At 63.7% G+C, this 23787-nt stretch carries 21 protein-coding genes; 11 read left to right on the top strand and 10 right to left on the bottom strand.

Going from position 1 to position 23787, the window contains the following annotated elements:
* Window positions 1-57: 57 nt before the first annotated feature.
* Entirely contained in the window at window positions 58-1209 is a 1152-nt protein-coding gene (locus APH28_RS15655; RefSeq protein WP_060510798.1) for a murein transglycosylase A, read from the bottom strand.
* A gap of 119 nt (window positions 1210-1328) precedes the next feature.
* Here APH28_RS15655 and APH28_RS15650 point away from each other — a divergent pair, with 119 nt between their 5' ends.
* Complete coding sequence (locus APH28_RS15650; RefSeq protein ID WP_060510796.1) at window positions 1329-1775, top strand: cytochrome c; 447 nt, start codon at window positions 1329-1331, stop codon at window positions 1773-1775.
* Window positions 1776-1805: 30 nt separating this feature from the next.
* On the opposite strand, the gene APH28_RS15645 is transcribed toward APH28_RS15650, so the two are convergent.
* From APH28_RS15645 to APH28_RS15630, 4 genes are all read right to left on the bottom strand, one after another.
* Window positions 1806-2198 carry a DUF1090 domain-containing protein gene (locus APH28_RS15645; RefSeq protein WP_060510786.1) on the bottom strand — a complete coding sequence of 131 codons (393 nt, stop codon included), beginning with the start codon at window positions 2196-2198 and terminating at the stop codon, window positions 1806-1808.
* A gap of 141 nt (window positions 2199-2339) precedes the next feature.
* Window positions 2340-4019: an NAD-dependent DNA ligase LigB gene (gene ligB / locus APH28_RS15640; protein ID WP_060510784.1), complete on the bottom strand. Its 1680-nt coding sequence runs from the start codon at window positions 4017-4019 to the stop codon at window positions 2340-2342.
* Window positions 4020-4164: 145 nt separating this feature from the next.
* Window positions 4165-5355 (bottom strand): methionine adenosyltransferase, encoded by a 1191-nt coding sequence (gene metK / locus APH28_RS15635; RefSeq protein WP_060510781.1) that lies wholly within the window; start codon window positions 5353-5355, stop codon window positions 4165-4167.
* Between the two features lie 18 nt (window positions 5356-5373).
* Complete coding sequence (locus APH28_RS15630; protein ID WP_060510779.1) at window positions 5374-6366, bottom strand: metalloregulator ArsR/SmtB family transcription factor; 993 nt, start codon at window positions 6364-6366, stop codon at window positions 5374-5376.
* A 226-nt stretch (window positions 6367-6592) separates the two neighbouring features.
* Here APH28_RS15630 and tkt point away from each other — a divergent pair, with 226 nt between their 5' ends.
* From tkt to APH28_RS15585, 9 genes are all read left to right on the top strand, one after another.
* Window positions 6593-8590, top strand: a complete 1998-nt coding sequence (gene tkt, locus APH28_RS15625; protein ID WP_060510777.1) for a transketolase — start codon at window positions 6593-6595, stop codon at window positions 8588-8590.
* A gap of 150 nt (window positions 8591-8740) precedes the next feature.
* On the top strand, window positions 8741-9802 hold the full coding sequence (gene epd / locus APH28_RS15620; RefSeq protein ID WP_060510774.1) for an erythrose-4-phosphate dehydrogenase: 1062 nt from the start codon (window positions 8741-8743) through the stop codon (window positions 9800-9802).
* Window positions 9803-9814: 12 nt separating this feature from the next.
* Window positions 9815-10978, top strand: a complete 1164-nt coding sequence (locus APH28_RS15615; protein ID WP_060510772.1) for a phosphoglycerate kinase — start codon at window positions 9815-9817, stop codon at window positions 10976-10978.
* 32 nt (window positions 10979-11010) lie between these two features.
* On the top strand, window positions 11011-11229 hold the full coding sequence (locus APH28_RS15610) for a hypothetical protein (RefSeq protein ID WP_060510794.1): 219 nt from the start codon (window positions 11011-11013) through the stop codon (window positions 11227-11229).
* Between the two features lie 64 nt (window positions 11230-11293).
* Window positions 11294-11623 (top strand): MliC family protein, encoded by a 330-nt coding sequence (locus APH28_RS15605; RefSeq protein ID WP_060510770.1) that lies wholly within the window; start codon window positions 11294-11296, stop codon window positions 11621-11623.
* A gap of 100 nt (window positions 11624-11723) precedes the next feature.
* A complete protein-coding gene (fba, locus tag APH28_RS15600; protein WP_008093958.1) occupies window positions 11724-12788 on the top strand; it encodes a class II fructose-bisphosphate aldolase in 1065 nt (354 codons plus the stop codon).
* Window positions 12789-12985: 197 nt separating this feature from the next.
* Complete coding sequence (locus APH28_RS15595; protein ID WP_060510768.1) at window positions 12986-15106, top strand: bifunctional diguanylate cyclase/phosphodiesterase; 2121 nt, start codon at window positions 12986-12988, stop codon at window positions 15104-15106.
* Between the two features lie 39 nt (window positions 15107-15145).
* On the top strand, window positions 15146-15646 hold the full coding sequence (locus tag APH28_RS15590) for a M48 family metallopeptidase (RefSeq protein ID WP_027920691.1): 501 nt from the start codon (window positions 15146-15148) through the stop codon (window positions 15644-15646).
* Window positions 15647-15658: 12 nt separating this feature from the next.
* Window positions 15659-15955, top strand: coding sequence for a helix-turn-helix domain-containing protein (locus tag APH28_RS15585; RefSeq protein ID WP_012312450.1), 297 nt, complete (start codon window positions 15659-15661; stop codon window positions 15953-15955).
* On the opposite strand, the gene APH28_RS15580 is transcribed toward APH28_RS15585, so the two are convergent.
* Complete coding sequence (locus APH28_RS15580; RefSeq protein ID WP_060510766.1) at window positions 15930-16403, bottom strand: GNAT family N-acetyltransferase; 474 nt, start codon at window positions 16401-16403, stop codon at window positions 15930-15932. The genes APH28_RS15585 and APH28_RS15580 overlap by 26 nt on opposite strands.
* A gap of 167 nt (window positions 16404-16570) precedes the next feature.
* Here APH28_RS15580 and APH28_RS15575 point away from each other — a divergent pair, with 167 nt between their 5' ends.
* The gene (locus tag APH28_RS15575; protein ID WP_060510764.1) at window positions 16571-17308 is read left to right on the top strand and encodes an ABC transporter substrate-binding protein; all 738 of its coding nucleotides are present in this window, start codon (window positions 16571-16573) and stop codon (window positions 17306-17308) included.
* 11 nt (window positions 17309-17319) lie between these two features.
* Here APH28_RS15575 and yccS read toward each other — a convergent pair whose 3' ends face one another.
* The 4 genes from yccS to mdtD form a co-directional block, all read right to left on the bottom strand.
* Window positions 17320-19503 (bottom strand): YccS family putative transporter, encoded by a 2184-nt coding sequence (yccS, locus tag APH28_RS15570; protein ID WP_060510762.1) that lies wholly within the window; start codon window positions 19501-19503, stop codon window positions 17320-17322.
* 83 nt (window positions 19504-19586) lie between these two features.
* On the bottom strand, window positions 19587-20768 hold the full coding sequence (locus APH28_RS15565) for an NAD(P)/FAD-dependent oxidoreductase (protein WP_060510759.1): 1182 nt from the start codon (window positions 20766-20768) through the stop codon (window positions 19587-19589).
* A gap of 132 nt (window positions 20769-20900) precedes the next feature.
* Complete coding sequence (dbpA, locus tag APH28_RS15560) at window positions 20901-22238, bottom strand: ATP-dependent RNA helicase DbpA (RefSeq protein WP_256249570.1); 1338 nt, start codon at window positions 22236-22238, stop codon at window positions 20901-20903.
* Window positions 22239-22350: 112 nt separating this feature from the next.
* Window positions 22351-23778, bottom strand: a complete 1428-nt coding sequence (gene mdtD / locus APH28_RS15555) for a multidrug transporter subunit MdtD (RefSeq protein WP_060510756.1) — start codon at window positions 23776-23778, stop codon at window positions 22351-22353.
* Window positions 23779-23787 lie beyond the last annotated feature (9 nt).

Below are 23787 nucleotides of genomic sequence, written 5' to 3'. Positions count from 1 at the left end.
AAGGGCTGACGCGGTACCTGTGGGAGCGGGCGAGCCCGCGAAGAATCCAGCGCCGAGTCAGAGGACCTTCGGCACCTCAGGCAAGGGCTTGCCCTTGGGCCACAGCATCCAGATCTGCCCCTGCTGCTTCATGTTCCCCGCCAGCTCCCCGGCTTCTGGGCCGGTCCCCCAGAACAGGTCGGCACGCACTTCGCCAGCGATTGCCCCGCCGGTATCCTGAGCGCCCACGGGGCGTACCACCGGCGTGCCGTCAGGACGCGTGGTCGATAGCCACAGCAAGCTACCCAGCGGGATCACCTTGCGGTCGATGGCTACGCTGTAGCCCGCTGTCAGCGGCACGTTCAGCGAGCCACGCGGCCCTTCGTTACTGTCCGGGCGGGCACTGAAGAACACGTAGCTAGGGTTGCTGGCCAGCAGTTCCGGCACGCGCTGCGGGTTGGCCATGGCCCAGGCGTGGATGCTGCCCATGGTCACGTCTTCTTTTTTCAGCTGGCCTTGCTCCACCAGCCAGCGGCCGATTGGCCGGTAGGGGTGGCCGTTCTGGTCGGCATAGCCCAGTCGCAATTGGCGGCCATCTTCCAGTTGGACCCGGCCCGAGCCTTGGATCTGCAGGAACTGCAGGTCCATCGGGTCGGTCAGCCAGGCCAGCACGGGCGCCTTGACGCCATCGCGACTGATCACCTCGGCGGTGTCGTAGGGCTTGAGTACACGACCATCCAGGCGGCCACGCAGGCGCTTGCCCTTGAGTTCGGGGTAAACGCTGGCCAGGTCGACCACGATCATGTCGTCGGGTACGCCATAAACCGCCACGTGCGCGGCTTCTGTGCGCTTCAGGCTGCCGGGGTAGACCGGTTCGTAGTAACCGGTAATCAGGCCGTTGGCGTTGTTGTCGGCGGAACGCAGGCCGTAGACCTGAAGGTTCTGCTCGAGGAAGGTACGCACCTGTGCGGCGCTCGCCGTGTCGCTGCCGGCTGCTTCACAGGTGGCGGCCCACACGGGGTCGCGCTTGAGCTTTTCGCAGCCGCTGCGCCAGGCATAGAAGCCTGCCAGCAGGTCGTCATCGCTGACGGCGGGCAGATCTTTCCAGGTGGCCGGCGCGTAGGTGGCGATGGCGTGGGGCTCGGGCTTGGCGTTCTCGCCGCCATTACAGCCGGCCAGCAGGGCCAGGGCTGGCAGCGTCCAGGCGAGATGGCGCAGGGCAGATTTCATCAGCGTGATCCTGTAGGTGGCGAACATGAAAATTCACCCCTGAAAAATATGTGGCTATTGGTCTTTGCCTGGCTGGCGGCGATACTGGCCGCCCCTTTGTGCAGGCTGAAGTGACCGTGATGTTCAAGCGATTGACCGTTGTACTGCTGGCTGCCCTTGCTCTGTCTGCCTGTGACCGGGTCGACCCGAACTCGCCGCTGGGCAAGCGCAAGGCAATCTTCAAGGACATGCTCAAGACCAGCGAAGATATGGGCGGCATGTTGCGCGGGCGGTTGCCCTTCGACGGGGTGAAGTTCGCCGAGGGTGCGTTGAAGCTCGATGGCCTGGCCCACGCGCCGTGGCAGCATTTTCCTCAGGTGCGGGATGGGGGGGGCAGCAGCGCGCGTGCGGATGTGTGGGAGCGGCAGGCGCGTTTCCATGACCTTGCCCGGCAGCTGGAGGGCGTGACCGGTGAGTTGGTCGACGTGACGCGGGCCCAGCCGCTGGACGCGGCGCAATTGAAGGCACCGATGGACAAGGTCGAGGCGGCGTGCAAGGCGTGCCATACCGAATTCCGCAATCATTGATCGCCTGCGTCAACAGGCGATCAGGCAAGATCAGCGGTCGAGGTCTTCCACGGCTTCCTGCAGCTCTTTACGGGACTCGGCAAGCTTGTCCTTACGCTTGTTGATCTTCTCCGCATCGCCTTTTTTCTCGGCCTTCTTCAGATCCTTCTCGCGCTGCGCCACCTCATGACGAGCGTCGAGCACTTTCTGCTCGCGCTCTTTGCGCAGGCCGGTGTCGGTGCAATTGTCGACGCCACGCAGCGCTTCCTCGAGCCCTGCCACCTGATCGCTGTTGCCATGGTCGCGGGCTATTTTCAGCTGGTTCTCGATGGCACTGCGCTTGGCGGCGCAACCGGTCAGGCCATCGTCGGGCTGGGCAGCTTGGGCAGCGCCAGCGGCGAGACCCAGTGCGGTCAGCAGTGCCAGGGTGGAAAACAATTTCATCAAAGCCTCCTTGAGGGGGCGGGGCAGCAAAAGATGGGGCAAATCCTGCCTTGGTTTTGTCTATTTAGGAACCCTTGTTGGAGATTTCTGGAACAATCCAGGCATTTTCCTACAACGGTTTTTGTTAAAACTCATTGCTTCTCACGGGGCTGTAGCTGAAAACCCTTCAATACCGCTTTCACTCAGCTGTTGGGCCAGGGCCTGCACGTGCTCCGCTGCGAAAAAAGACTGTAGCTGGCTGGCGCGGGTTGCGCCGATACCGGGCAAGGCTTGCCATTGCGCGGCGGAGCGCCTGGCGAGGGCTGCCCAGTCGCCTTCGAGTGGCAGGTTACGTGGTGCCGGCACGCCAAGGCCGCTGACCCACTGGGCGAACGGCCTGGTGCGGCCTGTCTCGAAACTTCGCTGCAGGCGCCTGGCGGTGGTATCGCTGATACCAGGCAGCTGGGCCAGTCGCTCGGCGTCGAGCGCCAACCAGTCTGCCAGCGACGTGACCAGCCCGCCCTCTACCAATCGTCGCCAGGTGCCCGGCCCGGTGCCCGGCATGGCCAGGCCTTGCTTGCCACTGAGCCAGGTGAGGCGGGCTATGAACTGTTCTTCGCAGTGTTCACTAGCCTGCCAGCAGCTCAAGGTATTGTATTGATCCAGCGCAGGTACCGGCACGGTGTGGCGCTCGGTGGCGCGGTGCACAACCTGCTCGAAGCGCGGTATGGTCAGCCCCGCAAGGCTGATGGCGACCTGATCCCCTGGGCGAATGTCGAGTGCCTGCCAGCGTGCCAGGGAACCCAGGCTCACCTGGCCAATACGGCGGTCGTCGAGTTGCACCGGCTGCAGCTTCAGGATGGGCGTGATACGGCCTGTGCGGCCGATGCGAAAGTGCACGTCACGTACCTCGGCCAGCGCTTGGGTAAAAGGATACTTCCAGGCGGCGATCCAGTAAGGCGCATTACTCTGCCAGCGTTCGGCGAACGGCCGCGCGTTCTGGCGCAGGATTACCCCGTCCGTGGCGAAGGGCAGGGCAGTGCGATACCAGTGCATACGCCAGTGAGCAGCCTCGTCAGCGCTGTTGATGGCCACACTGAAACGTTGGCTGTCGGCGAAGCCCAGCTCAGCCAGCCGGGCCATACGCTCGCCTTGATCGCTCGGCCCTTGCGGCCAGTCCCAGACGAATAGCGCAATGCCTACACCCTGATCACGGCCCAGCTGCTTGCGCGCCAGCAGCCCTGCGACAGTGGTGCGGGCGTTGACGCTGCCGGCCTGAGCCTGCACATGGCCATCCAGGCGCATGTACAGCTCCCCTTGCAGAACCAGGTCCATCGGCCTGGGCAACTGCCGGTTGATGCCTTCCAGAACCTCGATATGCCGGCTCCAGTCATGCCCGTGGGTGCCGTCGCCACGGCTGAGCAGTTGCACTAGCCGACCTTGGCGATAGACCAGGCTCACCGCGACGCCATCGACCTTTGGTTGCAGCCAGACGCCTGTCTTGCCGGCCATCCATTGGCTGACGGCCTGTTCATTCGAGAGTTTGTCGACGCCGGTGTGGCGGATCGGGTGGGCTATCGGCCCACGTGCGCTGGCCAGTGAATCCAGCTCGCTCTCTAGCGCGAAGCACGCTTGCAAATGCAGCAGGCGTTGTCGGCTCTGGTCATAGACCTCGTCGGGCACCAGCGACTCGCCCAGGCGATGGTAGTGGTCATCCCATTGGCTGACCGTCTCGCGCAGGGCGGTGACTTCGGCCCGTGCCCGCTCCGCTGACCAGTTCGGGCAGCCAGCGGCTTGTGCATTGAACGATAGAGCGAGCAGGAACAGGAGCATCAACGGCATGGCCAGCATCCTTGCTTGGCGGAGGGGAAGCCTCAGCCTAGGCAACGGAAGCGAGCGTTGCGCCATGCAGTTGTCAGCCGATATGTCACAAAAAAAGCCCCTGCCGATCACTCGGCAGGGGCTTTCGTTTACCGCTGTATGAAAATTACAGGCCAGCAGCGTCACGCAGCGCTTGGGCGCGGTCGGTGCGTTCCCAGGTGAAGGTGGTGAAGGTGTCGTCGCCGACAGTCTTCTGCTGCGGCTCACGGCCGAAGTGACCGTAGGCTGCGGTTTCCTGGTACATCGGGTGCAGCAGGTCGAGCATCTTGGTGATGGCGTACGGGCGCAGGTCGAAGCACTCGCGCACGATCTGGATGATCTTGTCGTCGGAGACCTTGCCGGTGCCGAAGGTGTTGATCGAGATGGAGGTCGGCTGGGCCACGCCGATGGCGTAGGACACCTGGATCTCGCAACGCTCGGCGAGGCCGGCGGCAACGATGTTCTTGGCCACGTAGCGGCCGGCGTAGGCGGCGGAGCGGTCGACCTTGGATGGGTCCTTGCCGGAGAACGCGCCACCACCGTGACGGGCCATGCCGCCGTAGGAGTCGACGATGATCTTGCGGCCGGTCAGGCCACAGTCGCCCACCGGGCCACCGATGATGAAGTTGCCGGTCGGGTTGATGTGGAACTGGGTGCCCTTGTGCAGCAGCTCGGCCGGCAGGGTGTGCTTGACGATCAGCTCCATCACCGCTTCCTGCAGGTCTTTTTGCGATACCTCAGGGTTGTGCTGGGTCGACAGCACCACGGCGTCGATACCGACGACCTTGCCGTTTTCGTAACGGCAGGTGACCTGCGATTTGGCATCCGGGCGCAGCCATGGCAGCAGGCCGGACTTGCGTGCTTCGGCCTGGCGCTCGACCAGACGGTGCGAGAAGCAGATCGGTGCTGGCATCAGCACGTCGGTTTCGTTGCTGGCGTAGCCGAACATCAGGCCCTGGTCACCGGCGCCCTGATCTTCCGGCTTGGAGCGGTCGACGCCCTGGGCGATATCCACCGACTGTTTGCCGATGATGTTCATCACGGCGCAGGTGGCACCGTCGAAGCCGACGTCGGAGCTGTTGTAGCCGATGTCGATGATGACCTTGCGCACCAGCTCTTCCAGGTCGACCCAGGCGGAGGTGGTCACTTCGCCGGCGATGATGGCGACACCGGTCTTGACCAGGGTTTCGCACGCAACGCGGGCGTATTTGTCCTGGGTGATGATGGCATCAAGGACCGCGTCGGAAATCTGGTCGGCGATCTTGTCCGGATGCCCTTCGGACACGGACTCGGAGGTGAAAAGGGAGTATTCGCTCATCTCGAAGGTTCCTGAAATTTACCGATGGTGTATGTCGCCAGCCGTCCGCTGAAAATGGCGGACCTGGATCTGGAAACCGTTACGCAAGCCCACATAGAGGCTGTCCCCGGGGGCCAGCCCGGCGGCTGTGGCCCAACGGGCCAGGTCGTCCTGTTCGAAGCCGAGCCAGAGGTCGCCGCAGGCTTCTCGCGCCCAACCTTGGTCATGGCTGCACAGTTCGGTAACCAGCAGGCTGCCGCCTGCCTTCACCCGTTTGGCCAGCTGGCGCAGTGCCACGGCCGGGTCGCTGAAATGGTGCAGGACCATGTTCAGCACAACGCAGTCGGCTTCCACATCCGTTGCACCCAGTGCATCGGCCAACTGCAGGTTTACATTACTCAGTCGTTCGCGCTCACAAACCTGGCGCGCCAGTTCGAGCATGGTCGGGCTGTTGTCCAGGGCCGTGACCTTGGCGAAGCGCCGCGCCAGGTCAGGCAGGAAGCCGCCGTCGCCGGGGCCGACCTCCAGTGCGCTGGCAGCCGGTGCGAAGTTCAGTTTGTCGAGCAGCGCCAGCAGGCTCTCGCGGTACTGCGGCAAGCCGGCGATGAGGTCTTGCTGGGCGCGGAATTTTTCTTCCACGCGCAGGAAGAAGTCCTGGCTGGTGGCGGCGCGGCGTTGTTGCACCTGGGCGATACGGGCCTGGACATCTTCCGGCAAGGTCAGGTCGTCGACCTCATCGAGCAGGGCCGTGTGCAGGCGCCCGCCGAAGCGCTGGCTGTCGGGCAGGGCACGGCGGTAGAAGATCGCATTGCCTTCGCGCCGGGTGGCCACCAGCTCGGCCTGGGCCAGCACCTTGAGGTGATGGCTCATGCCCGACTGGCCGACATCGAAGATCTGTGCCAGCTCCAGCACGCCGAACGAATCACTGGCCAGGGCACGCAATACGTTCAGGCGCAGCTCGTCGCCACTGGCCTTGCACAGGGCGGCCAGTGTGTCGCTTTGCTGAGGGATCGGTTGCGCACGGAGGTTCATGGGGCGGCAGTCTAGACAGGCAGGGCTGCCCCCGCAAGTTCAATATCAAAAAGTTTTGATATTGGCTGATCGGCGGGTGACCCTGACGGTTTTTTCGCCGTTATGAGGGCCAATCACAGGAAAATCCCCCAACTGCGACCATCCGTCATTGCCCCCGGCCCCCGCAGTGGGCGAAAATGGCCGCCTTTTTCGTGACACCACCTATTCAAGCCCCAGGAGATCAGCGATGCCCAGCCGTCGTGAACGTGCCAACGCCATTCGTGCACTCAGCATGGATGCCGTGCAAAAGGCCAACAGCGGCCACCCAGGTGCCCCCATGGGCATGGCGGATATCGCCGAAGTGCTTTGGCGCGACTACATGAAGCACAACCCGAGCAACCCGGACTTCGCCGACCGTGACCGCTTCGTGCTGTCCAACGGCCACGGCTCGATGCTCATCTACTCGCTGCTGCACCTGACCGGCTATGACCTGTCGATCGACGACCTCAAGGCCTTCCGCCAGCTGCACAGCCGTACCCCGGGCCACCCGGAATACGGCTACACCCCAGGCGTCGAGACCACCACCGGTCCGCTCGGCCAAGGCCTCGCCAACGCCGTGGGCTTCGCCCTGGCCGAGAAAGTGCTGGCTGCCCAGTTCAACCGTGAAGGCCACAACATCGTCGACCACAACACCTACGTGTTCCTCGGCGACGGCTGCATGATGGAAGGCATCTCCCACGAAGTCGCCTCGTTGGCCGGCACCCTGGGCCTGAACAAGCTGGTCGCCTTCTACGACGACAACGGCATCTCCATCGACGGCGAAGTGCACGGCTGGTTCACCGACAACACCCCGGCGCGCTTCGAAGCGTACAACTGGCAGGTGATCCGTAACGTCAACGGCCACGACGCCGACGAAATCAAGATGGCCATCGAGACAGCGCGCAAAAGCGACCGTCCGACCCTGATCTGCTGCAAGACCATCATCGGCTTCGGCTCGCCGAACAAGCAGGGCAAGGAAGACTGCCACGGCGCACCGCTGGGCAATGACGAAATCGCCCTGGCCCGCAAGGAACTGAACTGGAACTACGGTCCGTTCGAAGTTCCGGCCGAGATCTACGCCGAGTGGGATGCCAAGGCTGCCGGTGCCAAGGCCGAAGCCGACTGGAACCAGCGTTTCGACGCTTACGCCAAGGCCTACCCAGAGCTGGCTGCCGAGTTCAAGCGCCGTGACAGCGGCGAGCTGCCGGCCGACTTCAGCGAGAAGGCCCAGGCCTACATCAATGAAGTGGCCGCCAAAGGCGAAACCATCGCCAGCCGCAAGGCCAGCCAGAACGCACTGAACGCATTTGGCCCGATGCTGCCTGAGTTCCTCGGCGGTTCGGCTGACCTGGCCGGCTCCAACCTGACCCTGTGGAAAGGTTGCAAAGGCGTCGAAGCCAACGATGCCAGCGGCAACTACGTGTTCTACGGCGTGCGTGAGTTCGGCATGACCGCGATCATGAACGGCGTTGCCCTGCACGGTGGCCTGGTGCCTTACGGCGCGACCTTCCTGATGTTCATGGAATACGCCCGTAATGCCGTGCGCATGTCGGCACTGATGAAGCAGCGTGTGATTCACGTCTACACCCACGACTCCATCGGCCTGGGCGAAGACGGCCCGACTCACCAGCCGATCGAGCAGCTGACCAGCCTGCGCAGCACGCCGAACCTGGACACCTGGCGCCCAGCCGATGCGGTCGAGTCGGCCGTGTCCTGGAAAAACGCCCTGGAGCGCAAGGACGGCCCATCGGCGCTGATCTTCTCGCGCCAGAACCTCCAGCACCAGGAACGTGACGCCCAGCAGATCGCCGACATCAGCCGCGGTGGCTACGTACTCAAGGATTGCGTTGGCGAACCTGAGCTGATCCTGATCGCTACCGGTTCGGAAGTGGGCCTGGCCGTTCAGGCACACGTCAAGCTGACCGAGCAGGGCCGCAATGTGCGTGTGGTTTCCATGCCTTGCACCAGCGTGTTCGACGCCCAGGACGCTGCCTACAAGCAGTCGGTACTGCCGGTCGAAGTCGCTGCGCGTATCGCCATCGAAGCTGCCCACGCGGACTTCTGGTACAAGTACGTCGGCCTGGAAGGCCGTGTCATCGGCATGACCACCTACGGTGAGTCGGCTCCGGCCGCTGCGCTGTTCGAGGAATTCGGCTTCACCCTGGAAAACATCCTGGGCACCGCCGAAGAGCTGCTGGAAGACTGATACAGGCAAGGCGAGGGCCTTTGGCCCTCGTTCGCGGCACAAGGCCGCTCCTACAGGGTATTGCGCATGCCGTCCCTTGTAGGAGCGGCCTTGTGCCGCGAAAGGGCCGCACAGCGGTCCCGTTCAATAGCCGGAGTTAACGAGCCACCTATGCCCCACCCGCGTCCCTACAAAGTTGCACTCAACGGTTACGGCCGCATCGGCCGATGTGTCCTGCGCGCACTGTTCGAGCGTGGGGCAAAGGCCGGTTTCGAGGTCGTTGCACTGAACGACCTGGCCGATCAGGCCAGCATCGAATACCTGACACGCTTCGACTCCACCCATGGGCGTTTTCCCGGTGAGGTGAAGGTCGATGGCGACTGTCTGCACATCAATGGCGACTGCGTGAAAGTATTGCGCAGCGCCACCCCCGAAGGCGTCGACTGGGCCGCCCTGGGCGTCGACCTGGTGCTGGAGTGCTCCGGCGTCTACCACACCCGCGCCGATGGCCAGCGTTTTCTCGACGCCGGCGCGCCGCGCGTCTTGTTCTCGCAGCCCATGGCCAGTGAGGCGGATGTCGACGCCACCGTGGTATACGGCATCAACCAGGATTGCCTGACGGGCAACGAACGTTTGGTGTCCAACGCCTCCTGCACCACCAACTGCGGCGTCCCGCTGCTGCGTGTGCTGGACCAGGCATTCGGCATCGAGTACGTGCAGATCACCACCATTCACTCGGCGATGAACGATCAACCGGTGATCGACGCCTATCACCATGAAGACCTGCGCCGCACGCGCTCGGCCTTCCAGTCGGTAATCCCGGTGTCCACGGGCCTGGCGCGCGGCATCGAACGCCTGCTTCCGGAACTTGCCGGGCGAATTCAGGCCAAAGCGGTACGCGTGCCGACCGTCAACGTCTCGTGCCTGGACATCACCCTGCAGACCGCCCGCGATACCAGCGCGGCCGAGGTCAACCGGGTGCTGCGCGAGGCGGCACAAAGCGGCCCGCTCAAAGGCCTGCTGGCCTACACCGAGCTGCCTCACGCCAGTTGTGATTTCAACCATGACCCGCATTCGGCCATCGTCGATGCCAGCCAGACCCGCGTTTCAGGCCCTCGCCTGGTGAACCTGCTGGCTTGGTTCGACAACGAATGGGGGTTCGCCAACCGTATGCTCGACGTTGCCGAACACTATCTGCACGTCGTACACCCAACCCGCAGCAAACAGCCCTGAAGGACTGCATTCATGACCGTGTTGAAGATGACCGACCTCGACCTGCAAGGTAAGCGCGTACTGATCCGCGAGGACCTCAACGTACCTGTGAAGGACGGTGTGGTAACCAGCGATGCGCGTATCCTCGCAGCGTTGCCGACCATCAAGCTGGCCCTGGAAAAGGGTGCGGCGGTAATGGTCTGCTCGCACCTGGGCCGCCCGACCGAAGGCGAGTTCTCTGCCGAGAACAGCCTCAAGCCGGTTGCCGATTACCTGAGCAAGGCCCTGGGCCGCGAAGTGCCGCTGGTTGCCGATTACCTGGGCGGTGTTCAGGTCAATGCCGGTGACCTGGTGCTGTTCGAGAACGTACGCTTCAACAAGGGCGAGAAGAAGAACGCTGACGAGCTGGCGCAGCAGTACGCCGCCCTGTGCGACGTGTTCGTGATGGACGCTTTCGGCACCGCTCACCGCGCCGAAGGCTCTACCCATGGCGTCGCCAAGTTTGCCAAGGTCGCGGCTGCCGGCCCGCTGCTGGCGGCCGAGCTGGACGCCCTCGGCAAGGCCTTGAAGGCCCCGGCCAGGCCAATGGCGGCCATCGTTGCCGGCTCCAAGGTATCGACCAAACTGGACGTGCTGAACAGCCTGAGCAGCGTCTGTGACCAGCTGATCGTCGGTGGCGGTATCGCCAACACCTTCCTGGCCGCTGCCGGCCACCCGGTTGGCAAGTCGCTGTACGAGCCTGACCTGGTCGAAACGGCCAAGGCCATCGCCGCCAAGGTCAGCGTACCGCTGCCGGTCGACGTCGTGGTTGCCAAGGCGTTCGCCGAGGACGCCGAAGCCACCGTCAAGGCCATCGCCGACGTAGCCGCCGACGACATGATCCTCGACATCGGCCCGCAGACCGCTGCCAATTTCGCCGAGTTGCTGAAGTCGTCGAAGACCATCCTGTGGAACGGCCCGGTTGGCGTGTTCGAGTTCGATCAGTTCGGCAACGGCACCAAAGTGCTGGCCAAGGCCATCGCTGACAGCGCCGCGTTCTCCATCGCCGGTGGTGGCGATACCCTGGCTGCCATCGACAAATATGGCGTCAGCAAGGATATCTCCTACATTTCTACCGGTGGCGGTGCCTTCCTCGAGTTCGTCGAAGGCAAGGTGCTGCCAGCCGTGGCGATCCTGGAAGAGCGGGCAAAAGCCTGACAATGGCGGCGCCTGGCAAAGGGAGCGACCTGATGGTCAAGCAATTGCCTGTGATGATCCTGGCCGGTCTGCTGGGCGCCTGCTCCAGCAGTTCGTCGCCGGACACCGACCCGGCGCAGCCGCCCAAGGGGGGCTGCTACCAGTCTGAGTGGCAGGCCGAGACCGTGCCGGTGATCAGCAAGCGCGTAGGCCCGGAAGGCATGGAAAAGTACGACGAAGAACACCAGCGCCAAGCGCCGGGTTGCCCCTGAGACGGTGCGTTTCGTCGGGGCAGGCAACCAAGCGACCGCTGTGTGGTCATCTAGAGGATATGTAATGAAAGCGCTGCTGGCCTCCATGGCCCTGGCGACACTGGCGGGATGCTCGCTGATACAGCCTGCACCTTCCGCCCCGGCGGACAACTGGACCCGCTGGGTCTGCGACACCCAGGCCGAAGTGCTGTGGCGCTTCGCGGATGCACAACGGGATCAGGTTGACGTACGCCTCGGTGGCGGTGACCAGGTCTATCGGCTGAAATCCGAGCCGGGCGCCTCTGGCGCGCTGTACAGCGATGGCGTGCTGGCCTTCCACACCAAGGGCGAAGAAGGCTTGGTGTACTGGGTGGCAACCAACGATCTGATTGGGCGGGGCTGCAAGGCACCGTGACTGGCCGGGCCGCACTGGCGGCCCACACTACTTGAACAGCAACCGCCCCTGCGGCAGGCTTGCACGAAACAAACGACGCTTGTCGGGAGAGAGATACACAATGGCACTCATTAGCATGCGCCAGATGCTGGACCACGCCGCCGAGTTCGGTTACGGCGTTCCGGCTTTCAACGTCAACAACCTCGAGCAGATGCGCGCCATCATGGAAGCGGCCGACAAGACCGACTCCCCAGTGATCGTCCAGGCTTCGGCCGGCGCCCGCAAATACGCCGGTGCCCCCTTCCTGCGTCACCTGATCCTGGCCGCCATCGAAGAATTCCCGCACATCCCGGTGTGCATGCACCAGGACCACGGCACCAGCCCTGACGTGTGCCAGCGCTCCATTCAGCTGGGCTTCAGCTCGGTGATGATGGACGGCTCGCTGGGTGAAGACGGCAAGACTCCGACCGACTACGAGTACAACGTGCGCGTTACCCAGCAGACCGTGGCCATGGCCCACGCCTGCGGCGTTTCGGTGGAAGGCGAGCTGGGCTGCCTGGGTTCGCTGGAAACCGGCATGGCCGGTGAAGAAGACGGCATTGGTGCCGAAGGCGTGCTGGATCACAGCCAGATGCTGACCGACCCGGAAGAAGCCGCCGACTTCGTCAAGAAGACCCAGGTCGACGCCCTGGCTATCGCCATCGGCACCAGCCACGGCGCCTACAAGTTCACCAAGCCGCCTACCGGTGACGTGCTGGCCATCGACCGCATCAAGGAAATCCACAAGCGCATCCCTAACACCCACCTGGTGATGCACGGTTCTTCCTCGGTACCGCAAGAGTGGCTGGCGATCATCAACCAGTACGGCGGCGACATCAAAGAGACCTACGGCGTACCGGTCGAAGAGATCGTCGAGGGTATCAAGCACGGCGTGCGCAAGGTCAACATCGACACCGACCTGCGCCTGGCCTCCACCGGTGCCATGCGCCGTCTGATGGCACAGAACCCGAGCGAGTTCGACCCACGCAAGTTCTTCGGTGAAACCGTGAAGGCCATGCGCGACGTGTGCATCGCCCGTTACGAAGCGTTCGGTACTGCCGGCAATGCCTCGAAGATCAAGCCGATCTCCCTGGAAGGCATGTTCCAGCGCTACCTGAAGGGTGAGCTGGCCGCCAAGGTCAACTGATTCAGGTGCAATAGCGAAAAACCCGCAGCGTTGCGGGTTTTTTTATGCGTCGAAAATGCTGCAAGGCAACCGTTAGTCGGCTACCGTGAAACTTAATCACTGATAGCGATCTGATTCCATTGCTTGTCGCATAGGCGGGTCTAGAGTAAGAATCGGATCCAATAGCTAGTCGAAGTCGGTCAAACAAGAGAAGCAGCATGGATGGCGCTTACCCTCAACCACTGGATGGCCAATCGGTTCTTCTGGTGGTGGACGATTACCCGGAAAACCTCATTAGCATGCGCGCTTTGCTGGCACGCAACGATTGGCACGTGTTGACGGCAAGCTCAGGGATGGAAGCCCTGGGTACGTTGCTCGAACACGAGGTCGATCTGGTGCTGCTCGATGTGCAGATGCCCGAAATGGACGGCTTCGAGGTCGCCCGCCTGATGCGCGGCAGCCAACGAACCCGGCTGACCCCGATCATCTTTCTTACCGCCAACGAGCAGTCCGATGCCGCCGTGCTCAAGGGCTACGCCAGTGGTGCGGTGGACTACCTGTTCAAGCCGTTCGATCCACAGATTCTCAAGCCCAAGGTGCAGGCGCAGCTGGACCAGCAGCGCAACCGGCGCATGCTGCAGCGCTTGACCCGCGAGCTGGAAGCGGCCCGGGCGTTCAACGCTTCGATCCTGGAGAACGCCGCCGAAGGCATCCTGGTGGTCGACGCCGAGGGCGTCATCAGCTTTGCCAACCCGGCGATCTCGCGCCTGATGCATACCCCGGTCGAGCAACTGCAGGGCATCCATCTGCTCGATTTGCTGCAGGCGGCCAACGCCACCCTGTGGAGCGAATCGGCGTTTCACAACGCTTATCTCGCGCGGCAGATCGTGCGGGTCCATGATGCCCACCTGCGCGCCCCGGATGGTCAGCTGCTACCCGTGGCCCTGTCATGCGCGCCGCTACCGGCGGAGCAGCAGGCCATGGTGGTCACGGTGCTGGACATGTCGGTGGAGCGCAACCTGCACCAGCAGCTCGAATACCAGGCGGTGACCGACCCCTTGACCGGGCTGCTCAACCGCCGCGGTTTCTACCAGGCCGCCGAGGGCGCCTTGCTGCGCGGCGAGCGCTCGAACAAGGCCCAGGCCCTGATGTACATGGACCTGGATGGCTTCAAGCGGATCAACGACTCGCTGGGCCATGAGGCCGGAGACCGAGTGCTGCGCTGGGTGGCCGAGCAGATCAAGGACTGCCTTGGCAGCGAAGCGTTGCTGGCGCGCATGGGCGGCGACGAGTTCACCGCGCTATTCGACCGGCTGCCTTACCCGGAACAGGCCGGGCGCCATGCCGAGAAGCTGCTCGAGCGCGTGTCGATCCAGCAGCAGGTGGATGGGCTGGATGTGTGCCTGGGTGTCAGCATCGGCATCGCCACCTACCCCGACTGTGGTGGCAATGTCGAGGGGTTGCTGCGCGCCGCGGATACGGCGATGTATGCGGCCAAGCAGGCCGGTCGCCAGCAGTATCGCTTCTATGATCAGGAACTCAACGGTCGCGCCCGCTCGCGGCTGATGCTCGAAGACAGCGTGCGCAATGCCATCGAGGTCCAGGATTTCACCCTCGTGTACCAACCCCAGGTGGCCTTTGCCGACGGCCAGCTGCGGGGCTTCGAGGCGTTGCTGCGCTGGCAGCACCCCAGCGTAGGCGATGTGCCGCCAGGGCTGTTCATACCCTTGCTGGAAGAAGCTCGGCTGATCAATCGCCTGGCCAGCTGGATCTACCGCCAGGGCGCCGCCCAGCGTCAGGCCTGGTGCCAGCGTTTCGCCCCGGAACTGGTATTGGGTATCAGCCTGAGCCGCGCGCAGTTCACCATGCCCAGCTTGGTCGATGAACTGCAGCGGGTGATCCAGGACTATCAGCTCGATCCGGCGCAGCTGGAGGTCGAGGTGGCCGAGACCTCGCTGATGTACAACATCGACACGGCGATCAAGCAGATTCACCGCCTACGTGAGCTGGGCGTGCGCGTGGCGCTGGACGATTTCGGCGCGGGCGACTGCTCGCTGCGCATGTTGCGCGACCTGCCTATCGACACGTTGAAGCTGGACCGCCATCTGGTGGCGCGCCTGCCGGATTCAGCAGTGGATGCTGCATTGGTGCGCAGTGTCATCAGCCTGTGCGCGGATTACCGCATTACCGTGATCGCGGAGGGTGTTGAAACAGAGGCCCAGGCTGCGTGGTTGAAGGCAAACGGTTGCGCTTATGTACAGGGCTTTCTGGTCGCTCGCCCGATGACGGCGGCGGATGCTACCGCCTTCCCGGCGATTTTTCCCTGGCTGCGGTCGTGATTGGCTAGAATCGGCATTCGTTACGCCGAATGCCGTGCCATGACCGTATTACGCTATTTGCAAGCCTACCCACCGCACCTGCAGGAGCAGGTGCGGCAGATGATCGACAGCGACCGCCTGGGCGAGTACCTGCAGCGCCGCTACCCCGGCCGCCATGACGTGCAGAGCGACAAGGCGCTGTACGGCTATGCCCAGGACCTGCGCCAGCAATATCTGCGCAGCGCGCCGAACCTGGACAAGGTGCTGTTCGACAACCGCCTGGACCTGACCCATCGGGCTTTGGGGCTCAATACGGCGGTGTCGCGGGTGCAGGGCGGCAAGCTCAAGGCAAAGAAGGAAATCCGCATTGCCTCGCTGTTCAAGGAAGCGGCGCCGGAATTCCTGCGCATGATCGTCGTGCACGAGTTGGCGCACTTGCGCGAGCGCGATCACAACAAGGCGTTCTACCAGCTCTGCCAGCACATGGAGCCGGCTTACCACCAATTGGAATTCGACCTGCGCGTCTACCTGACCTACCGGGAGTTGCCAGGCAACCTGTAAGGATCACGCAGCATGGATGTGAGCAAGACCAAGAGCAGTTTTTACCGTCGCCTGTACGTAGCCTGGCTGATCGACAGCCAGACCGCCACCAGCGTGCCGGCGCTGATGGAGGCCACCGGCATGCCACGGCGTACGGCGCAGGACACCATTGCCGCACTCGCCGACCTGGACATCGTCTGCGAGTTCGAGCAGCAGGAAGGTGCGCGCAACCATGCCGGGCATTACCGCATCCATGACTGGGGTGCGATCGACAAGCAGTGGATCATCCGGCACCTGCGGCAGATCAGGGAAGTACTGGGCTATCCATGACCTTGCGCATGCCGATATGCGGGATATCGTCCTCCAGGTACTCTTCCCCCACCACCTCGAACCCGTGCCGGGCATAGAAGCCCTGCAGATGTGCCTGGGCTGACAGGTAAACCGGCGTGCCGTGCCAGCAGTGGCCGGCCGCCTCCAACCCTTTCAGCAGCAGCGGATGTCCGAGTTTCAGCCCGCGTGCTTCGGGTGAGGTCACCACCCGCCCGATGACCACATCGCCGCCCTGGGACTGCGGATCAAGCAGGCGCAGGTAGGCCACCAGCTTGTCATCCTGCCAGCCCATGAGATGCAGGGTGTCGCCCGCCAGGTCCTGGCCATCGACTTCCTGGTAAGCGCAGCGTTGCTCGACCACGAACACAGCGGTACGCAATTGCAGGATGGCGTAGAGTTCATGCTTGTCGAGGTCGGAGTGATGCTTGCAGAGCCACTGGATGGACATGATGAGAACTCCTGAAAGTGATGGCCGATCATCGCAAATTTTCGCAGCTCGGCCAAAATAGAGGCTAAATGACATTATTGGCCGCTGCCCCAGGCAACGGCTTTGTGTACTCTCATCTGCGAATCGCCTTCTACAGCGTGTGCCTTCCACTGCAAAAGGACTTCTGCATGCGGCCGCTGCTTTGCACGTTGGGTTTGCTGAGTGTCATGCTGGCAACGCCTGCACTCGGCCAGGAGAGGCTGCGGCTGGTTGCCGACAGCTGGCCTCCGTTCACCGACAGCACCATGCCCGGTGGTGGCCTGGCCACCAGCCTGGTAACCACGGCGCTGGCCCGCGCCGGATATGCCAGCGGCTACGAAGAAGTGCCTTGGGCGCGAGCGTTGATGGGCATTGGCGAAGGGCGCTATGACGTGCTGATCAATGCCTGGTTCAATGACGCGCGCAAACAGATCGGGCAGTTTTCCAAGGGCTACCTGAGTAACCGCATTCGCCTGCTCAAGCGCAAGGGCGACACATTCCGCTACAAAAATCAGGCTGACCTTTACCCGTTCAGCATCGCGGTCGTGCGCGACTACGCCTATTCACCGGCCTTCGATGGCGATACCCGCTTGCATAAGGTGGCGGTGCGCGATTTCTCGACCGCTGTGCGCATGCTGGCGGCCGGCAGAGTGAACCTGGCGGTGGAGGATGAATATGTGGCGCGCTACAACCTGCAGCGCGAGCCGCAGGCCGTGCGCGATAGCGTGGCGCTGATGGAGCCGCTGCTGGGGGAGAATTCCCTGCATATTCTGGTGAGCCTGAAACACCCTGATCACCAGCAGATCGTCGAACGCTTCGAGCAGGCCATCGCCGCGATGAAGGCCGATGGCAGCTATGCAAGGCTGATGCACCAGCATGGCTTCTGACCTCAGGCGGTTCAGGCTGCCGGTGCCTCTTTGATGAGGTGGGCCGCCAGGGTGCGCAACGGCCCCAGCTGACGGCAGATCAACGCCAACTGCGTCTGTACCAAACGCTGGTGCTCATCCAGCTCTTCCGGCATCTGCTCCAGGGCATCGGCCAGTGCCTCTTCGGCATCACTGTGAATCGCCACCGGCAGCCGTGCCGCCAGGCCATTGGCAATCTCGTCCAGGCTATTGGCCAGGCTCTTCCCGGCGCCATCGATCAGCTGTTCCTGCACCTCTGCCGGCAAGGCGGTATCGCGATGCGCGCCCAACCCTGACAGGTAACTGAGCAAGGTGTGTGACAGCACCAGGAAGCGGAAGCCGACATCGGCCTCCTTACGGAAATGCCCCGGCTCCATGAGCATGTTGGCCAGGGTGGTCGACAGCGCCGCGTCGGCGTTGTGGGCATTGCGTCGGGCCAGTCGGTAGGCGAGGTCGTCGCGCTTGCCGTGGGCGTATTGCTGCATGATCTGGCGCAGGTACTCGCTGGCACAGCTCAGGGTGTTGGCCAATGCCTTGTTCAGACGCCGGCCCTGCCAGTCGGGCAGGAACAGGAACACCGCGAGGATGGCGATCAGGCTGCCGACCAAAGTATCGAACAGGCGCGGCAGGAACAGGCCGTAGCCATCGCCGATCTGGTTGAAGCAGAACAGCACCATCAGGGTGATCGCTGCGGTGGCCAGGGTGTAGCGGGTGGTGCGGTTGACGAAGAACACCACCCCCGCAGCCACCGCGAACAGCGACTGGATGACCGGGTTGGGGAACAGGTCGAACAGCGCCCAGCCGACGGTCAGGCCGATCGCGGTGCCGAAGATCCGCTGCACCAGCTTGCGTCGGGTGGCGCCATAGTTGGGCTGGCAGACGAACAGTGTGGTGAGGATGATCCAGTAACCCTGGGTCGGGTGGATCAGGTGCACCATGCCATAACCGATCGACAGCGCCAGCGGCAGGCGCAAGGCGTGGCGGAACAGCAGCGAGGTCGGCGTCAGCTGGGTGCGCAGGCGCGTCCACACGTCTTTCAGGGTGCGTGGCGAGCGGTCGAGCAGGCTGCTGTCGCTGGCATCGGCCAGGCTGTCGGGGTTGCTGGCGGCGCTGAGCAGGCGGTCGAGGGTCGCCAGGTTGGCGGCCAGGGCCCGCAATGAACGCAGCAGGCCACGCCAGGCCGGGTTGCTCTGGATGCGCAGGTGTTCAAGCGAGGCGTTGAGGTCTTCCAGTGCTTCGGCGAAACCGCTAGCCAGCACGAAAGGCTGGCGCAAGCGGATCGAGCGGGCCAGCTCCTGGCAGGAGGCACCCTGTTTGCGCAGCAGGCGTTGGCAGCGGAACATCACATCGCTGTGGAAGAACGCCTCGTTCAGGGCGTTGTAAGGGTAGTGCGAAGCGCTGACGCGTTCGTGGATGTCCTGGGCCAGGAAGTACAGCTTGAGGTAGCGGCTGACCTTGGAGTTCGGCTGGCTGTTGCCGACCCGGTGCAGGATGATTTCCTTGGCCGCGTTGAGTGCCGCCACCACCTTGCCATTCTGCCGCGCCAGCTCCAGGCGCTGGGCCTCGACATCGAGGTTGCGGATCGGCTCGAACAGGCTGGCCTTGAGCTTGAGGTAGCTGCCGAGTTCGAAGAACAGCCTGGCCAGGCTCTGCTGCACCGGCTGGTTGGAAAACAGCGCCTGCCACAGCACCGAGAGCAGGCCGTACCAAGCTGCACCCGCGACCAGCAGCATCGGCTCGTGCCAGAAGTCGGTGACCTGCCCGCCACGCTGGTCCACGCCGATCATGGTGTACACCGAGGTGATCAGCGTTGCCGAAGCAATCGCGCCATAGCGCTCGCCAAGGGCACCGAGCATGGTCAGGCCGAACGCGGCCAGCGCCAAGGCGCCGACGAAGATCCATGGGTAGGGGAACAGCAGCTCGACTGCCAGTGCTGCGATGGCAAAACAGGGGAGGGTAACGGCCAGGGCGCTGAGGCGGCCCTGCCAGCTGTCATCGGTCTCGGCCAGGGCGCTGGCGATGATGCCGAGGAACAGCGGAATCAGCAGGGCCATCTCGTTCTGGTACCAGCACAGGGCCAGGCTGCCGGTGAGGGCGATGGTAACCCGGATGCTATAACTGAACTTGTCTTGGCCCCACAGGCGACGCAGTGACTGACGGAACGAACTCGATGACATGATGGCCCGCTAGGCAGTGATCGAATGAATGCATTGCAGCACGGCCAGCAAGAAGCGTTCCGTGCTGCTGAATGGATTCTACTCTACACGAACTGCGCAGCGGCGTTGGCCGATGCCCAGGCCCACTGGAAATTGAAACCGCCCAGGTGGCCGGTGACGTCGAGTACTTCGCCGATGAAGTACAGGCCGGGGCTTTTCAGCGATTCCATGGTCTTGGACGACACTTCACGGGTGTCCACGCCACCGAGGGTCACTTCAGCAGTGCGGTAGCCTTCGGTACCGGCCGGCACCACCTGCCAGTTCGCCAGTTTCTCGGCGATCTGCGCAAGTTCCGCCGGGGTGTACTGCTTCATCGGCCGCGACTCGAACCACTGCTCGGCCAGCAGGTTGGCCAGCTTGCGGGTAAACACTTCGCCCAGCACGGTCTTCAGTTCGGCGTTGGCGCGTTCGGCCTGCACCTGCTGCAGCCAGGTCAGTGCATCGCGATCGGGCAGCAGGTTGATCTCCACCGTGTCGCCAGCTTCCCAGAACGACGAGATCTGCAGAATCGCCGGGCCACTGAGCCCACGGTGGGTGAACAGCAGGTTCTCGCGGAAGCTGGTGCCGTTGCAGCTGGCGGTGCAGTCCAGCGAGGTGCCCGACAACTCGGTGCACAGTGCCTTGAGTTGGGGCTCGGTGATGGTGAACGGCACCAACCCGGCGCGGGTCGGCAGCAGGGTGTGGCCGAACTGTCGGGCCACCTGGTAACCGAAGCCGGTGGCGCCGAGGGTCGGGATCGACAGGCCGCCGGTGGCGATCACCAGCGATTGGCAGGTGAACTGGCCGCCACTGGTCTGCAGCAGATAGCCGGTTTCGGTCTTCTCGATCTGTTCGATGCTGGTGTGCATGCGGATCTCGGCGCCGGCTGCGTCGCATTCGGCCAGCAGCATGTCGAGGATGTCGCTGGCCTTGTTGTCGCAGAACAGCTGGCCGAGCTTCTTCTCGTGGTACGGCACGCCGTGCTTGCTCACCAGTTCGATGAAGTCCCACTGGGTGTAGCGGGCCAGGGCCGACTTGCAGAAGTGTGCGTTCTGCGAAAGGAAGTTGGCTGGCTCGGTGTACAGGTTGGTGAAATTGCAGCGCCCGCCGCCGGACATGAGGATCTTCTTGCCGGGCTTGTTGGCGTGGTCGAGCAGCAGTACCCGGCGGCCACGGCGGGCGCTGAGCTGGGCGCACATCAGGCCGGCGGCGCCGGCGCCGAGGATGATCACGTCGGTGGAGTGCACGGTGTTACCTCGTAGATAGCCGGGGCCGCTGCGCGGCCCTTTCGCGACACAAGGCCGCTCCTACAGGGAATCGCATGTTCCTGTACGAGCGGCCTTGTGTCGCGAAGGGCTGCAAAGCAGCCCCAAAATAGGTCAGACGATACGGACTTTCAGGGCCCGGCCCTTGATCTTGCCGCTGTTCAAGCGCTGCATGGCCTGTTTGGCGAGCGCTCGCTCAACGGCCACAAAGGCCTGGAAGTCGAAGATGGCGATCTTGCCTACCTGCTTGCCCGGGATCCCGGCATCGCCGGTCAGTGCACCCAGAATGTCACCCGGGCGCAGCTTGTCCTTGCGCCCGGCTGCGATGCACAGCGTGCTCATCAGCGGCAGCATCGGCGCGCCGCCCTGGTTCTTCAGGCTGTCCAGCTGGTCCCAGCGCAGCGGGCTCTTCTGCAGGTCTTCGATGGCCTGGGCGCGGTGGCCTTCGGCTGGCGCTACCAGGCTGACCGCGACGCCTTTCTCGCCAGCGCGGCCGGTACGGCCGACGCGGTGCACATGGATCTCGGCATCACGCGCCAGTTCGACGTTGATGACCATGTCCAGGCCATCGATATCCAGGCCACGGGCCGCCACGTCAGTGGCCACCAGCACCGAGCTGCTGCGGTTGGCGAACATGGTCAGCACCTGGTCGCGGTCGCGCTGTTCCAGGTCGCCATGCAGGGCTTGGGCGACGATGCCCTTGGCGGTCAGGTGGGCAACCACGTCCTCGCACTGCTGCTTGGTGAAGCAGAACGCCACGCACGATTGCGGGCGATAGTGGCCGAGCACACGGGTGACGGCTTCCAGGCGCTGCTGAGGATCGATCTCGATGAAGCGCTGCTCGATCTGGTTGTCGGCATGCAGGCTTTCGACCTTGACCTGCTGCGGCTTGCGCATGAAGTCAGCGGCCAGCTGCTCGATGCCGGCCGGGTAGGTGGCCGAGAACAGCAGGGTCTGGCGACGCGACGGGGTCTTGCCGATGATGCTGGCGATGGCGTCGAAGAAGCCCATGTCGAGCATGCGGTCGGCTTCGTCCAGCACCAGCGTGTTCAGGCCGTCGAGCACCAGGGTGCCTTTGTCCAGGTGCTGCTGGATGCGCCCTGGGGTGCCGACGATGATGTGCGCGCCGTGTTCCAGCGAGGCAATCTGCGGGCCCAGCGACACGCCGCCGCAGAGCGTGAGGATCTTGATGTTGTCCTCGGCGCGGGCCAGGCGGCGCAGTTCTTTGGCCACCTGGTCGGCGAGCTCGCGGGTCGGGCACAGCACCAACGCCTGGCAGCCGAAGTAGCGCGGGTTGATCGGGTTGAGCAGGCCGATGCCGAAGGCGGCGGTTTTGCCGCTGCCGGTCTTGGCCTGGGCGATCAGGTCTTGGCCGCGCAGGATGACGGGCAGGCTCTGGGCCTGGATCGGTGTCATCGAGGCATAGCCGAGGGCGTCCAGGTTGGCCAACATGGCGGTGGACAGCGGCAGGGTGGCAAAGGCGGTGGATTCGGTGGTCACGAGGCGGGCCTGTGGTGCAAAGCGAAAAATGTCGCACAGTCTACCAGCCTCGTGGCCATTCGCCCTACGACTCCATGTGTTGTTCCGGACGACGGGCACGCCTTCCGTCCGTCGGCGACAGTTGCAGGAAGATGGCCGCCGCCAGCATGGCCATTACGCCGATGGTGACAAAGGTCAGCTGGAACGCGCCCAGGGTGGTCTCCACGCCCTCGGCGCTGCCCGCCGCAGTGAAACCGCCGAGCAGGGCACCGGCGCAGGCCACGCCGAGGCTTAGCGACAACTGCGCGACCACCGACAGCAGGCTGTTGCCACTGCTGGCACTGGCGTCGTCGAGGTCGATCAGGGTCACTGTGTTCATGGCCGTGAACTGCATCGAGTTGACGGCACCGAGCAGGGCCAGCTGTACCAAGAGCAGTGCATACGGAGTCTGCTCGTCGACCAGGCCCAGGCTGGCCAGCAGGATGCCCAGCAGCAAGGTGTTGCCGGTCAGCACGATGCGATAACCCAGCCGCTCTATCAGTGACCGGGCAACGGACTTGGCCAGCATCGCCGAGGCGGCCAGCGGGATCATGCTCATGCCGGCCTGGGCCGGCGAATAGCCCAGCGCCACCTGCAGCAACAACGGCACCAGGAACGGCAGGGCACCGCTGCCCAGGCGTGAGAACAGATTGCCGAGGATGCCGATGGCGAAGGTGCGCACACGGAACAGGCTGGGTGAGAACAGCGGCTCCGGGTCGCGCCCGGCGCGCAGCCAGTACGCGGCCAGGCAAGCCATACCGGCGAACAGCAGCAACATCACCCGCAGGTGCGGCAGGTGCAGCTCGCCCAGGCCTTCCATGGCGATGGTGATCAGTACCATCGCTGTGCCGAACAGGATGAAGCCGGGACCATCGAAGCGGGTGCGCTCGGCCCCGCGCAGGTCTGGGATGAACTTCCACACTGCATAGCAGCCCAGTGCACCGACGGGCAGGTTGAGCAGGAAGATCCAGTGCCAGCTGAGGATCTCCACCAGCCAGCCGCCCAGGGTCGGGCCCAGCAGCGGGCCGAGCAGGCCGGGGATGGTGATGAAGCTCATGATCCTCACAAGCTCCGTACGCGGATAGGCGCGCAGCACCACCAGGCGCCCGACCGGCAGCATCAGCGCGCCGCCCAGGCCCTGCACGATGCGGGCGAAGATGAGGAAACCGAGGCTGTTGGCCGTGGCGCACAGCAGCGAGCCGAAGCTGAACAGCAGGATGGCGCCGAAGAAGATGCGCTTGGTACCGAAGCGGTCGGCGATCCAGCCCGAGGCGGGAATCAGCAGGGCGACGGTGAGCATGTAGGCGATGATCACGCCCTGCATGCGCAGCGGGTCTTCGGCCAGCGAACGAGCCATGGCCGGCAGGGCGGTGTTGAGGATGGTGCCGTCCAGGGACTGCATGAAGAAGGCGATGGCCACCACCCAGGGCAGCCAGCGGGCGGTGGTCGGGTCCAGCGGTGCTCGATCGGGCATGACGTCCTC

The sequence above is a fragment of the Pseudomonas sp. NBRC 111124 genome (genome assembly GCF_001320245.1).
In the GTDB taxonomy this organism is placed as follows: Bacteria; Pseudomonadota; Gammaproteobacteria; order Pseudomonadales; family Pseudomonadaceae; genus Aquipseudomonas.
The sequence above is the reverse complement of the archived record's forward strand: the minus strand, read 5'-3'. Positions and strand labels throughout refer to the sequence as shown.

Coding starts and splice junctions, on each gene's coding strand:
- APH28_RS15645 (WP_060510786.1), bottom strand. CDS start 2,198: ATGAAATTGTTTTCCACCCTGGCACTGCTGACCGCACTGGGTCTCGCC.
- dbpA (WP_256249570.1), bottom strand. CDS start 22,238: ATGTTGGCCAACCTGGACGCCCTCGGCTATGCCTCGATGACACCGATC.
- yccS (WP_060510762.1), bottom strand. CDS start 19,503: ATGTCATCGAGTTCGTTCCGTCAGTCACTGCGTCGCCTGTGGGGCCAA.
- APH28_RS15580 (WP_060510766.1), bottom strand. CDS start 16,403: ATGTCCATCCAGTGGCTCTGCAAGCATCACTCCGACCTCGACAAGCAT.
- mdtD (WP_060510756.1), bottom strand. CDS start 23,778: ATGCCCGATCGAGCACCGCTGGACCCGACCACCGCCCGCTGGCTGCCC.
- APH28_RS15630 (WP_060510779.1), bottom strand. CDS start 6,366: ATGAACCTCCGTGCGCAACCGATCCCTCAGCAAAGCGACACACTGGCC.
- ligB (WP_060510784.1), bottom strand. CDS start 4,019: ATGCCGTTGATGCTCCTGTTCCTGCTCGCTCTATCGTTCAATGCACAA.
- APH28_RS15610 (WP_060510794.1), top strand. CDS start 11,011: ATGGTCAAGCAATTGCCTGTGATGATCCTGGCCGGTCTGCTGGGCGCC.
- APH28_RS15590 (WP_027920691.1), top strand. CDS start 15,146: ATGACCGTATTACGCTATTTGCAAGCCTACCCACCGCACCTGCAGGAG.
- APH28_RS15650 (WP_060510796.1), top strand. CDS start 1,329: ATGTTCAAGCGATTGACCGTTGTACTGCTGGCTGCCCTTGCTCTGTCT.
- fba (WP_008093958.1), top strand. CDS start 11,724: ATGGCACTCATTAGCATGCGCCAGATGCTGGACCACGCCGCCGAGTTC.
- tkt (WP_060510777.1), top strand. CDS start 6,593: ATGCCCAGCCGTCGTGAACGTGCCAACGCCATTCGTGCACTCAGCATG.
- APH28_RS15615 (WP_060510772.1), top strand. CDS start 9,815: ATGACCGTGTTGAAGATGACCGACCTCGACCTGCAAGGTAAGCGCGTA.
- APH28_RS15605 (WP_060510770.1), top strand. CDS start 11,294: ATGAAAGCGCTGCTGGCCTCCATGGCCCTGGCGACACTGGCGGGATGC.
- APH28_RS15575 (WP_060510764.1), top strand. CDS start 16,571: ATGCGGCCGCTGCTTTGCACGTTGGGTTTGCTGAGTGTCATGCTGGCA.
- metK (WP_060510781.1), bottom strand. CDS start 5,355: ATGAGCGAATACTCCCTTTTCACCTCCGAGTCCGTGTCCGAAGGGCAT.
- APH28_RS15655 (WP_060510798.1), bottom strand. CDS start 1,209: ATGAAATCTGCCCTGCGCCATCTCGCCTGGACGCTGCCAGCCCTGGCC.
- epd (WP_060510774.1), top strand. CDS start 8,741: ATGCCCCACCCGCGTCCCTACAAAGTTGCACTCAACGGTTACGGCCGC.
- APH28_RS15595 (WP_060510768.1), top strand. CDS start 12,986: ATGGATGGCGCTTACCCTCAACCACTGGATGGCCAATCGGTTCTTCTG.
- APH28_RS15585 (WP_012312450.1), top strand. CDS start 15,659: ATGGATGTGAGCAAGACCAAGAGCAGTTTTTACCGTCGCCTGTACGTA.